Source organism: Velocimicrobium porci, assembly GCF_009696045.1.
In the GTDB taxonomy this organism is placed as follows: domain Bacteria; phylum Bacillota; class Clostridia; order Lachnospirales; family Lachnospiraceae; genus Velocimicrobium; species Velocimicrobium porci.
In genome coordinates, this window is sequence record NZ_VUMT01000012.1 from 23,296 (window position 1) to 36,028 (window position 12,733).

Consider the following 12,733-nt stretch of genomic DNA (forward strand, 5'->3'; position numbering starts at 1 on the left):
ACCATAGATTATTTTATAAATACAAAAGTGAGGAATATAATATGCCAAATAGAATTATTGAAGAAGCATTTCCTGTTGGTACTTTAAAAATTGCTGCATTAGACAGCTTGAAAGAATTTGGTGAAAGTGTAAACCAGATTTTAGCAGAAACAAGAAAGGGGTATGCCGGAACAAAAAAAGCAGAGTTTTTTCCTGGATATATTACCGATAATTACTTAGTTGACTTAGATACACCTAGATTTGGAACCGGTGAATCAAAAGGTATTATTCATGAATCTGTTCGAGGAGCCGATTTATTTTTATTAATGGATCCGGTAAATGCAAGTAATTTATACAAAATAAATGGCGAAGATACTTTTACCTCTCCAGACGACAATTATCAGGATGTGAAACGCATCATTGCTGCTTCCAATGGAAAAGCAAGCCGAATTAATTTAATTATGCCTTTTTTGTATGAAGGACGTCGTGATATTCGTAGAAATTTCGAATCTTTGGATTGTTCGATTGCTTTACAGGAATTAATTGAAATGGGTGTTGAAAATATTATTACATTTGATGCCCATGAGCCAAGGGTTGTTAATTCCATTCCAATCAACGGATTTGACAACTTTAATACTGCCTTTCAATTTGTAGAAAAAGTATTAGAATATGACAAGGAACTTCTAGTCAATGGAGATTCTCTAATGGCAGTAAGTCCGGACGAAAATGGAATGCCTCGTGCTGTCTATTATGCCAATGTACTTGGTATTAACATGGGAATGTTTTATAAACGAAAGGACTATACTACAACAGTAGATGGTCTACACCCAGTAATTGCACATGAATTTTTAGGAAATGATCCAGCCGGCAAAACAGTTTTAATCGTAGATGATTTAATTACTTCCGGAGAACCAATTCTTGAAACAGCTCGTGAATTAAAGAAAAGAAATGCAAAGAAGATTTATATGTGTGTTACTTATGGTTTGTTTTCAGAAGGCTTAGAAGCATTTGACAAAGCGTATGAAGAGGGAATTTTAGACCAGTTGTTTACTACTAATTTAACTTATATTAGTGATGAACTAGTATCAAGACCATATTATACAAAAGTTGACCTTAGCCGATATGTTGCTCTCATTATTAATACTTTAAATCATGATACTTCGATTAATGAAATTGTTGACCCGGTAAAGAAAATCCATGAAATTATAAAAGACCGTCAATAGAAAAACATTTTTCAGTTATAACAACCAACAGACACATGAATAAAATCAGACGGATGATATCATGTGTCTGTTTTTGTAAAATTGTATTATAGATATTATTCTACTATCTGCAAAAAGCCATTTAAATTACCACGCATACCTTGCGAAGCCCTATGTGAAAAGAGCAGACCATTATTACAACAAGTACAAATTCCTGCAACACTAATATTTTCTTGTGGTATTCCTGCCTCTGCCAAAATAATTTGATTTGCCCTCCACAAGTCAAGCTGGTATTTTCCATTTTCTTTTTTGATAAGCACGGAATCTATTTGTTCTGGCAAAAATTCCGATTCAAATTGAAGTGCTACGTCTTTACTAACTTCATAACATTCTTGACAAATAGAAGGTCCAATTACTGCTATTAAATTCTCTGGATTTGTTCCAAACTCATTTTTCATTGTTTGAACAGTTTTTGCACCAATTCGCCCTACAGTTCCTCTCCAGCCCGAATGAGATAATCCAATTGCCCTTTCTTTTGTGTCCACAAAAAACAATGGAACACAATCTGCATAAGAAGTTACAAGCGTCACTCCCGGCTCATCTGTAACCAGTCCGTCAATTCCCTTTAACCCTTGTTTTTCGAATGGTTTTCCTGTCAAATTTTTTTTTGTCACCCGATGAATTTTTGTATCATGAACTTGATCTGAAAAAACCAAGCTCTCTATTTTAATTCCGATTGCATCGCATATTCTCTGATAATTCATATATACATGTTCTGGTTCATCATTTCTGATAAAACTAAGATTTAGTGATGCAAGATGTTCTTTACTTACTCCACCTAATCGCGTAGAAAATCCATGTTTTATAAATGGAATCTGTTGTAACGTTGGAAACTCAATATACGGTGTTTTATTGCTAAGATTTAATATACCATTTTTATTCTGTTTCCAATATTTTTTTGAATATATAATAGAATCTCTTCCAACTTGAAATAACTTTTTTGGTTCCATATTTATGTACATTTCTCCTTTTTCTTGTTTTCCTACAATGAAAGGGCAATTTATAGTTCATTAACAGCCTTCATATAAGCTTACCATTGAAATTCAAACGCATTTTCGATATGATTAATAGTTCCATCTCCATAAATGGCTATTACATCAAATCTACAAGGTAGATTTTTAGCATAGCCATTTTTTGCATAATAATATAACGCTGCTTTGCTTATTCGTTTTTGTTTCCAATGATTTACTGCTTCTAACGGGTCACCATAGCTGCCATCACTACGAAACTTGACCTCAAAAAATAGCAAGGTAGAATCTTTCTTAGCCAAAATATCAATTTCCCCATATAAATTCCTATAATTTCTTTCTATTATTTTATATCCTTTTGAAATTAGGTAACAAACGGCAATTTCCTCATATTTTGTACCGATTTTACGTTTATTTAATCTTGTATTTTTAGCTAACTCCTGCATAAATCTCCCTTAGATAATATTATACACTATAATGTTTCATTACTTTTCGCTATAATCTGATAATTTCCCCTTTATCCGATCCATATTATCAACAAACACTAGCACCTCCGCAACTACATCATATAATTCCGGTGGTATATACTCTCCGATATCCAATTTAGATAATGTATTAGCAAGTTTACTGTCCTGATGAACTGGTATTGAATTTTCTTTTGCTTTGTTAAGAATTTTATCTGCTAAATAGCCTTTTCCAGTTGCGATAATTTTAGGTGCTTCTTCATTGGGATTATAAGTAAGTGCAACTGCAGTTTTATTTTTATTCGCTGTTTGCTTTTCCATTTCACTTGCCACCTTTCAATCTTTTTTTTATTATATCATATTTTACAATTCAGGAACAATGCGAATAAAAAACAAAATTTTTCTTACATTTTTAACGCTTTTTCTATAACATAACACATCAAAAATAAATCAAGTATTCTTTTTTAGAACAAATTCTTATAAAAGGGCAAAAAAATATACATAATTTACAAAAAAGTAAGACGCTATTCCAAAAACAGTGTTTATAGAATAACGTCTTTTACTGTCTAAAATTTTTATGGTAAAATTCTATCTCCAGTAACTTTTGAATAATCAACAATATTACTGCATTTTGAATTAACTGACATAATTTTCCTTTTTATGTTCGCTTTATAATATGCAGAATACTTCAAAAGTTATACTTTTATTTGACTATAGAAACTAAAACAGATTTCATGCTCTCATATCAAAAGAATATCTTGTTACATTCCTCCCATCACTATTTTGACAAATAAAGTCTTCGACAAAATCAAAATTTTCATCCTCATTTACAACAAAACGGCTTGTAACTTGATAACCTTTCTCTGTTAAACGCTGACTTAACTCTTCAATATGCGTTTTAGTAATATCAGCAGAATTTTGGTCAGTAAACGTAAATTCTAAATTTAGATTTGTTTTTTGCATTGCTACCATGATATCGGTACTACCTAAAAACTCCATATCTAGATGCAAGAGCAACCGAATACAATCATTTGTCGTCTTTTTAACCGTTTTATTTGCAAATACATATAAATCAGTATGTGTAACCTGCTTTGATAATTGGACTGGAAGTTGCGTATAAATAAAATTTTGATTTAATTCCTTCATAAAATTCAAGTTATTTTTTATTTCTTTTGCTGACTGCTGAATTACTTCTTTTCCACTATTTATCGTTCCAAGTTTATCGTTTAATAAATTTACTTGTTTTTCTAATTCTTCTAAATGTTCTATCATAGACTCCCGTCCAAGCTGTTTTGGCTTTACTGACAATTTCGTCAAAAGTTCGTCAGAAGCTTTTTCTAGTAATCTTTTGAGAGACTCATTGTTTCTATTGACACTTGTCAATTCCGAATCTAGCGTTAACCGAATGTCATCAAATATGGAATCTCGAAAAATCTCATTTAAAACAGAAGATGCAGCTTCTTGCCCATCAGCAGTTAAAACATGATATATAGCACTTGGAAGTTCTTTTGCAATTTGTTTTAGACAAGTTGTGATTTGATGATTGGAATTTTTATAATTCTGCCACTGTTCCATGGATTCTTTTGTAATTGGTATTTCATTCTTTAACATTAAAACGATATCTTTCAAATCAGCTTCCGGATATTGATAGGAAAACGCCAATACTTTTTGTATGGTCCCTTTATCCAAAGGCATTTGGTATTTCAAAAGTTCCATAATTGTATCAATATTTTTATCAGTTGCAGCAAGACCGGCCTGCTCTAATGCCTGATAAAGAGCTACATCTTTTCCCACTAACATATTATTTAATACAGGGGATATAACAAGTTTATTCCCTTCCGTTGCTTTTACAACAAATTTAATTGTTTGATTGATTGATAATGCAACGTCCTGTTCTAGTTTTCCCTCAATCACCTGTCCGCCTATTTGAATTGTAACCGAATCTTGTTTAATATCTAATACTTGTCCATTGAATGTATCGCCGGGAACTAAATCCAGCAAAGATTTTGTCATTGTTTCCCTTGAGTTAGAAAGAATTTGATTTGTAAGTTCTAACCCTGAATTGCCTGCTAAACCAGCTGACTGGTTCCATGCGATTTTGTTCATCCTATCTCACCTCTATATAAAATTCTTTATAAAAGAAGCTCTATGGATTGGAGAAGCACCTAATTTTTTTAATGCTTCAATATGTCTTTGAGAACCATATCCTTTGTTCGATGCAAAATCATATCCTCCATATATTTTATCATATTCTTCCATCATATGATCCCTTGTTACTTTTGCCACAATGCTGGCAGCAGCAATTGAGATGCTTTTTGCATCGCCCTTAATAATTGGTACCTGTCTAATTGGGACTTGGGGGATTGTCACTGCATCATTTAACAAAATATCCGGTCTTATCTCTAAATTATTAATTGCCGTTCGCATTGCCTCATAAGTAGCCTGTAATATATTAATCTCATCAATCACAGCCGGTGATACAACACCAATTCCAACAGCAATTGCTTTCCTCATGATTTCTTCATAAAGCTCTTCTCTCTTTTTTTCACTTAACTGTTTCGAATCATTAATATAAAGGATTTCACAATCCTTTGGCAAAATAACTGCACCTGCTACAACCGGTCCTGCAAGAGGTCCTCTTCCAACCTCATCAATTCCGCAAATATAAGAATATTCTTCATATTTTTTTTCATAGCATCTCATTTTTTCACAACGGATTTTTTCTTTTCTTAATTTTTCCTCTTCTTTTTTATAATGTTCAATTATTTTTTTTACCCCTGCTCGACTATCCTCAGAGTAAGCAGTCATTAATGCGATTCTATCCTCTTTATCGACTGATTCAAATTCTTTCTTTATCTCTGCAATTGTTTTCTTCATGATTTTTTCTCTTTTCTTCTACTCCAAACAATTATTATCTTATTTATTTAAAAAAACTGTATTTTTTGAAATGGAAATATTCTCATCCATGCTTTCCCTATAATTTTTTCTCTTGGAATTATACCAATCGTAGGTTCTCTACTGTCAAGACTGTGATTTCGATTATCTCCAAGTACAAAATATTCGTCCTGACCTAGTGTAATCGGCTCTGCTGCAGTTCCGCCTTCGTCTATTTCCTCTTTTCCATAATTTTCTTCTAATTTTTCCCCGTTAATATAAATGGATCCATTTTTAATCTGTACTGTTTCCCCTGGAAGACCAATAATCCGTTTGATATAAAACACATTATATTCATATGGAAAAACTATAATATCGAATCGCTTCGGTTCACGTAACTGATAAATAAACTTATTAATCAAAAGGTAATCATTATTATCCAATGTATCCTCCATGGATATTCCCTCTACCCTTGTCTGGTGAACAAAATATTCATTCACCAGGCTCGCAATTCCATAAGCTAATAAAAGACATATAATCAATATAAAAAATTCTTTTAAAACACTTAAAATAACAGATGTTTTCTTTTCTTCACGAACGAAAGAAGCCTGTTCCATGGATTCACAAGGAACAGACTTTTCCTCTGATTTTGTATATTTTATTTTTTTATCTTTGTAATATTTCTCGATGTCATGACAAAATTCTAAACTTTCTTCTATTTTTGATTCATCATACATGCTATTTCCTCCTAAGCAGATTAAAAAAATTTAGAACTTCTTCTATTGTATCACGAACCTATTCTTCCTCTTCCGGTAATTCTAATGTAATTTCTCCAAGTCTTCCACTTTTAAAATCATCCATTAATATTCCAGCAGCCTTATCAAAATCCAATTCATTTCCTTTTTGAATACAACTTCGTTTTTTGGCAATCGCAGTTAAAGTATCTATTTCGTTTTCATAATACTCAATTTCATAAAATTTCTCTAATACATTTTTATAATTATCTCTTAAAAATTTTATTAATTCGAACGATAACTCTGTTATATTTAAAATCTCATCTTTAATGGATCCAATCAATGCAAGTCTAAGACCCACTCTCTGGTCTTCAAATTTTGGCCATAAAATTCCAGGTGTATCTAATAATTCTACTGATTTATTTAAACGAATCCATTGTTTCCCCTTTGTCACACCTGGTTTGTTTCCTGTCTTTGTGCATGCTTTTCCTGCAAAGCTGTTAATAAATGTTGACTTTCCAACATTTGGGATTCCGACAATCATAGCACGTACCGGACGATTTAATATCCCCCTCCTTCTGTCTCTTTCGATTTTCTCTTTACAGGCTTCTTTAATAACCTCATGTACAGCCTTTACACCAGTTCCACGTTTTGAATTAACAAGTGCAACAAAATATCCTTTTTCTTCATACCATGTTTTCCATTCTTTTGTATGAGTAGGATCTGCCAAATCGTACTTATTCAATAAAATAATTCTTGCTTTATTTTTAGCAAGCTCATCAATGTCCGGATTTTTACTACTATAAGGAATCCTTGCATCAACCAACTCAATTACAACATCTATTAATTTAATATCTTCCTGCATTGCACGTTTTGCTTTTGTCATATGCCCTGGATACCATTGAAAATTCATAATTTTTCTCCTATTCTGTTTCTTTTTTTACGTCTGTATTTTTTCCTTTTGTCACCCAATTTACAATTTCAAATGGATGCAGACGAATCCAAGCTTTTCCAACAATCTCTTCTTTTGTCACATTGCCAACATTGGCAAATCTGCTGTCTTCACTATTGTTTCTGTTGTCACCTAACACAAAATATTCGTCTTCATCTAAAGTAACCAGCTCATCAGCAAGTCCCTCATTTACAATCGAACTGACTTCTACTTTTTCTTCTAATTTCTCTCCATTAATATAGACACTTCCATCTTTTATCTGCACCTTTTCGCCAGGAAGCCCAACGACACGCTTTATTGTATAATAACTATGTTCTTTCCCTTCCGGTTTAAACACAATTATATCAAATCGTTTTGGTGACGTAAACCGATATAGCAATTTATTAATTAAAATCTTATCATTATTTGATAAAATTGGCTCCATAGAGCCTCCTACAACAGTTGTTTTTTCTATTCCATAAGCGACTACTAAATAAGCAAGAAAAATTACAAGCAATATTTCAACTGCCCATATAGTAATTTCTTTTATAATCCTCATCTTTTTCGATTCTTCTTCTATTCCATACGTAAAAAGAACCGTTTTTCTTCTCCGTCTTCTTCGATTTCTCCTCATTTTATATTATATCGTCCATTCCTTTCTTTCTGTATAAATAATCAATTTAATTGTAGCCATAACTTATGACAAAAAAGGGACAATACATCGAGTGTTGTCCCTTTATCGTACTCATTATTTTACTAATTCTTTTACTTTAGCAGCTTTACCAACTCTGTCGCGTAAGTAATTTAATTTAGCTCTTCTTACTTTACCACGTCTGATAACTTCGATTTTCTCAACGTTTGGAGAATGTAATGGCCAAGTCTTTTCAACACCGATTCCGTTAGAAATCTTTCTAACTGTAAATGTTTCTCTTGCTCCACCGTTCTGTCTTTTTAATACAGTACCCTCAAAAACCTGAGTTCTTTCGCGGTTACCTTCTTTTACTTTAGCAGATACTCTAACTGTATCTCCTACTCTGAAATCTGCAATTTCAGATTTTAACTGAGCTGCTTCAATATTTTTAATAATATCGTTCATTTGTGTGACCTCCTTCAAATATTTGATGTTCTTAATACTTACCAATGCACTTGCATAACGTAACAGAGGAACACCTCATCTCACAACAGGGTTAGTCTACCATAGAATGGAACGAAATGCAACTGCTTTTTTCATTTTTTTATTTTGATATCTGTTCCCATAATGGTTTACGCACTTTTTTTCTCGTAATTTCCACTAATCCAAGCGGTGTCATGTCAACTAAAACAGTTTTAACAGGGTCTTTCTTTAAGTATCCTTCCAAGACTTCCAGCAGCTCTTCCCTTGCTTCTTTTTTATCTAAATCAATAAAGTCAATCAATATAATACCTGATATATTTCTTAACCGAATCTGCTTGGCAATTTCATAAGCTGCCTCTAGATTTACTTTTAAAAATGTATCTTGTATTTTTTTATTTCCTTTTATAGCTTTTCCGGTATTAACATCAATTACGGTTAATGCCTCTGTCGGGTCAATGATTAATGTCCCGCCTGATTTTAGCCAAACCTTTCTTTGAAGTGCTTTTTCTAATTTGGTTTCAAGTCCATACAATCGTTTTAACGAAATTGAAGAATCCTCATAGAACCGGACTTTTTCTACATCTTCCTGCTGATAACAATTGAGATATTCTCGCATTTCATCATACAACTCTTTGTCGTCAGTGACTACTTCCTCTATGCTAGAAGCCATACCATTTCGAATATCACATAAATATGCCGCCGGTGCTTTATAAATTAAAGAAAAGCAAGTTTTATGAACACCAAATTCCAACAAATTCATATATAAGCTTTTAAGCACAGCAATTTCTTTTTCAATCTGTTCTTTTGATGCGTCCTTAGCATTTGTCCGTATAATCCATCCATAGTCTGACGATTTATGCGGTTTTAAAATATTTTTTAACCGTTCTCTTTCTTTTTCGTCAGAGATTTTTCCTGAAATTCCAAGATTCGTTTTTCCATGAGTTAATACTACATATTTACCTGTAAAATTAAATTCGGTTGTTAAAACGGGTGCCTTTGTCTTAACATCCTCCCTTGCAATCTGTACTACAATTGTATCGCCTACTGTTACTGCATCTGTATTTTTTTTGTTGACAAAAACAGGCTTTTTACAACTGTCAAGAGAAAGATAACACATTCTTTTATCTGCAATTTCCACAAATGCAGCACGAATGTTTTTTACTATATTTTTTACTTTCCCTAAATAGATGTTAGATAAAATACTTTCATGAGCAGTATCTTCCAGACTGACTTGAATTAATTCATCCTTTTCCATATAAGCGGACAAGATTTGATTTCCTTTTTTTGTAATAACAAAACGATTACTCATAGTCACCTCTATGCAATCTCTCCAAACTGGTCAAGTGGAACAAGATTTCTTTTTGTCTGACTTCCGTTTGGATTTATTTCCCCTTTTTTTGCGTTGGTATCGGTATACAATTCAATTCGATGAATCTGATAGGCAAATGGGTTATATTCCCAGTTATTTGCCTGACAAAACGCCTCCAATACAAGTTCAGGTTTTATATTATTAACACTTCCACAAGTAAGCTGTAAATATACCTTAATTCCATTTTTATATTCGCCTGCAGTCGTATCACCTAGATTTCTCCCAATCTTTTCCTCAAATTCTGGTTTCGTAAATCCGTAAGCATAAATAAATGGTTTTAAATCGACTTCCTTTTCACTCTTCTTCGTCTTTTTAATAATTTTTATTTCTTTCTGGTTTATAAATGATTCGAATTTTTCTTTAAAATTTGGTATTGTCTGATAACCATCCTTCACTGATATAAGGTAATCTGCAGCTGCTAACAAAGACATTGATGTTTTGCTGTCTTCTGGCAGAATCCGAAAACTTGTTACTTGCATTTCTTCTGTCATTACACCGTTCAAGGATTCTATCATTTCTTTTGAAGTCTTTGTTGAATTGAGTTGAATATCCAAATATTCCCCATCACTTGTAAGACCTACACCAAGTGGAGAAGCAAAAGACAATAATTGATGAGGACTATACCCCGTAGAATATGCAACATCAATATCACTTCTTCGGATTGCCTTCTGAAAATAACGCATAACATCTAAATGTCCAATAAATTTCATGGAACCGCTTTTATTAAATTTCATTCTTGCTTTTATCATATTTGTTCTATCTTCCTTTTCCTGTTTTAAATCCTTTTAACTATTTCTTTTTTCAATACAGACACCACACTTAAAAGATGCAGCACCACAACCTTGACAGGCTTGTCTGCAATTTGGTGTAACAGTCTGATTTTTAGCCTGCTCATATTCTTTCCATAAAAATTTCTTTGTAACTCCAATATCAATAAAATCCCATGGAAGAATTTCGTCATACTCTCTTTCTCTACTTGTATAGAACATATAATCAATTTGATTTTCCTCAAATGTTTGAAGCCAGACATCATAATGGAAAAATTCTGACCAGGCATCATAAATACATCCTTTTTTGTAAGCATCGTAAATTACTTTTCCTATTTTTCGGTCACCTCGGGCAAAAATACCTTCTAATACAGTAACCTCTGCCTCATGCCAATTATATTTTATACTCTTATAATTTAACTGTTCTTTCATCTTTCCATTTAAAAATCTTTGTTTTTCCAAAAATTCCTCCGCAGTTGCCATTCTTGCCCATTGAAATGGTGTAAATGGTTTTGGAACAAAGAATGATGTACTAGATACAATCTGTACCCGTCCATTTCGTTCTTGTTTTGGAATGGTGTAATATTCTTTTGCGATTTCATTGGATAATGTTGCAATTCCCTCAATATCTTCTAGTGTTTCAGTTGGAAGTCCAAGCATAAAATATAATTTTACACGATTCCAACCACTTTGAAACGCATCCATTGCACCTTTTAAAATAACTTCTTCTGTTAAGCCTTTATTGATAACATCCCGGAGTCTTTGTGAACCAGCTTCCGGCGCAAACGTTAAACTACTTTTCTTTACATCTTGCACCTTGCTCATAACATCTAATGCAAACGCATCAATTCGAAGAGATGGAAGTGAAATATTAACTCCTTTTGAGCGAAACTCATCAATTAAAAAATAAACTAATTCTGGCAAATTAATATAATCACTTGAACTTAAAGAACTTAGAGAAATCTCTTCATGTCCGGTTGCTTTTAACATTTTATAAGCTCTGTCCTTTAAAAATTCAAGGTCTCTTGCACGAATTGGTCGATAAATCATACCTGCCTGGCAAAAGCGGCAGCCACGGATACAGCCTCTTTGAATCTCTAATACAACTCTGTCCTGTGTTACTTTTATCAATGGTACTAAAGGTTTTTCCGGATAATAGGTATGACTTAAATCTGTTTCAACTTGCTTTTTTATTTTTTCTTTTGCATGCTCATTGATACGACGAAAAGCAGCAATTGTTCCGTCTTTCTTATATTCAACCTGATAAAACTGTGGTACATAAATTCCCTCTACTCCGGCAGCTATTTCAAGAAATTCTTTTCTTGTCCCACCTCTTTTTTTATGCTCTTTATAAAGGTCCATCAGTTCATCATAAACAGTTTCTCCCTCCCCAATATAAAACATGTCGAAAAAGTCTGCAATTGGTTCCGGATTATAAGCACATGGTCCACCTCCAATGACAAATGGATCTTCTTCTGTACGCTCTGATGAATAAATTGGAATTTGCGATAAATCAAGAATCTGTAATATATTTGTATAACACATCTCATATTGCAATGTTATTCCTAAAAAGTCAAATTCCTTAACTGGATCTTGTGATTCTAATGCAAATAACGGAATATTCTGTTCTCGCATAATTTTATCCAAATCTACCCATGGTGAATAAACTCGTTCACAATAGACATCATCTCTTTGATTAAACATATCATATAATATTTGAATTCCAAGATGTGACATTCCAATTTCATATACATCCGGAAAACACATGCAAAAACGAATATCTACTTCGTTCTTATCTTTCACAACCATATTTACTTCATTACCAATATATCTCGCAGGTTTTTCTATTGTTAATAAAATCTCATCCGATAGTGCTAGTTTTCTCATATAATCTCCATTCTTTCTAACTTATAGTATCTTAATAACCATAGGATTATAACACAAACTACTTAATTTAGTCTATGAAAAACAGAAATTATTTTCTCTTCTACCGAATCAATGCCAATGTCATACTGTACAATTTGCATTATTTTTTCACAATTCCATCCACGATATGAAAAGTTTCCCTGTTTTCCAACCAAAAAAAGTAAAAACAAAATGGACGCAAGTAATAAACGGATTTGAATTCCTTTTCCACCTTTACCAGGGGGAGCAATCTCTTTTCTTACCTGTTCTATTTTCTTTTTTCTACTTATTTCATCTAATCTTTCCTGATCTGTCATATAGTTCCTCCATCTTTATATCCGTACATATTATATCCTGCTTGTGATA

At 32.7% G+C, this 12,733-nt stretch carries 14 protein-coding genes; 1 reads left to right on the top strand and 13 read right to left on the bottom strand.

Annotated features, from left to right (window positions below):
- The first annotated feature begins 41 nt into the window (after positions 1–41).
- Positions 42–1,202 carry a ribose-phosphate pyrophosphokinase gene (locus FYJ58_RS08945; protein ID WP_154519396.1) on the top strand — a complete coding sequence of 387 codons (1,161 nt, stop codon included), beginning with the start codon at positions 42–44 and terminating at the stop codon, positions 1,200–1,202.
- Positions 1,203–1,297: 95 nt separating this feature from the next.
- Here the strand turns inward: FYJ58_RS08945 and pgeF are convergent, their stop codons facing one another.
- The 13 genes from pgeF to FYJ58_RS09010 form a co-directional block, all read right to left on the bottom strand.
- Positions 1,298–2,191, bottom strand: coding sequence for a peptidoglycan editing factor PgeF (pgeF, locus tag FYJ58_RS08950; protein ID WP_154519397.1), 894 nt, complete (start codon positions 2,189–2,191; stop codon positions 1,298–1,300).
- Between the two features lie 80 nt (positions 2,192–2,271).
- Complete coding sequence (locus FYJ58_RS08955; RefSeq protein ID WP_154519398.1) at positions 2,272–2,655, bottom strand: YraN family protein; 384 nt, start codon at positions 2,653–2,655, stop codon at positions 2,272–2,274.
- Between the two features lie 39 nt (positions 2,656–2,694).
- Positions 2,695–2,994, bottom strand: coding sequence for an EscU/YscU/HrcU family type III secretion system export apparatus switch protein (locus tag FYJ58_RS08960; protein WP_154519399.1), 300 nt, complete (start codon positions 2,992–2,994; stop codon positions 2,695–2,697).
- A gap of 411 nt (positions 2,995–3,405) precedes the next feature.
- Positions 3,406–4,779: a flagellar hook-length control protein FliK gene (fliK, locus tag FYJ58_RS08965; protein ID WP_154519400.1), complete on the bottom strand. Its 1,374-nt coding sequence runs from the start codon at positions 4,777–4,779 to the stop codon at positions 3,406–3,408.
- Positions 4,780–4,791: 12 nt separating this feature from the next.
- Positions 4,792–5,550, bottom strand: a complete 759-nt coding sequence (locus tag FYJ58_RS08970; RefSeq protein ID WP_154519401.1) for a ribonuclease HII — start codon at positions 5,548–5,550, stop codon at positions 4,792–4,794.
- Positions 5,551–5,597: 47 nt separating this feature from the next.
- The gene (gene lepB, locus FYJ58_RS08975; RefSeq protein WP_328597827.1) at positions 5,598–6,284 is read right to left on the bottom strand and encodes a signal peptidase I; all 687 of its coding nucleotides are present in this window, start codon (positions 6,282–6,284) and stop codon (positions 5,598–5,600) included.
- A 58-nt stretch (positions 6,285–6,342) separates the two neighbouring features.
- Positions 6,343–7,194, bottom strand: coding sequence for a ribosome biogenesis GTPase YlqF (ylqF, locus tag FYJ58_RS08980; protein ID WP_154519402.1), 852 nt, complete (start codon positions 7,192–7,194; stop codon positions 6,343–6,345).
- A 10-nt stretch (positions 7,195–7,204) separates the two neighbouring features.
- The gene (lepB, locus tag FYJ58_RS08985; RefSeq protein WP_235912608.1) at positions 7,205–7,846 is read right to left on the bottom strand and encodes a signal peptidase I; all 642 of its coding nucleotides are present in this window, start codon (positions 7,844–7,846) and stop codon (positions 7,205–7,207) included.
- A 114-nt stretch (positions 7,847–7,960) separates the two neighbouring features.
- Complete coding sequence (gene rplS / locus FYJ58_RS08990; protein WP_154519403.1) at positions 7,961–8,308, bottom strand: 50S ribosomal protein L19; 348 nt, start codon at positions 8,306–8,308, stop codon at positions 7,961–7,963.
- Between the two features lie 139 nt (positions 8,309–8,447).
- On the bottom strand, positions 8,448–9,635 hold the full coding sequence (locus FYJ58_RS08995) for a ribonuclease E/G (protein ID WP_154519404.1): 1,188 nt from the start codon (positions 9,633–9,635) through the stop codon (positions 8,448–8,450).
- Between the two features lie 8 nt (positions 9,636–9,643).
- Positions 9,644–10,444 carry a TIGR03936 family radical SAM-associated protein gene (locus tag FYJ58_RS09000; protein ID WP_154519405.1) on the bottom strand — a complete coding sequence of 267 codons (801 nt, stop codon included), beginning with the start codon at positions 10,442–10,444 and terminating at the stop codon, positions 9,644–9,646.
- 36 nt (positions 10,445–10,480) lie between these two features.
- Positions 10,481–12,349: a TIGR03960 family B12-binding radical SAM protein gene (locus FYJ58_RS09005; RefSeq protein ID WP_154519406.1), complete on the bottom strand. Its 1,869-nt coding sequence runs from the start codon at positions 12,347–12,349 to the stop codon at positions 10,481–10,483.
- 62 nt (positions 12,350–12,411) lie between these two features.
- Positions 12,412–12,684 (bottom strand): hypothetical protein, encoded by a 273-nt coding sequence (locus FYJ58_RS09010; protein ID WP_154519407.1) that lies wholly within the window; start codon positions 12,682–12,684, stop codon positions 12,412–12,414.
- Positions 12,685–12,733 lie beyond the last annotated feature (49 nt).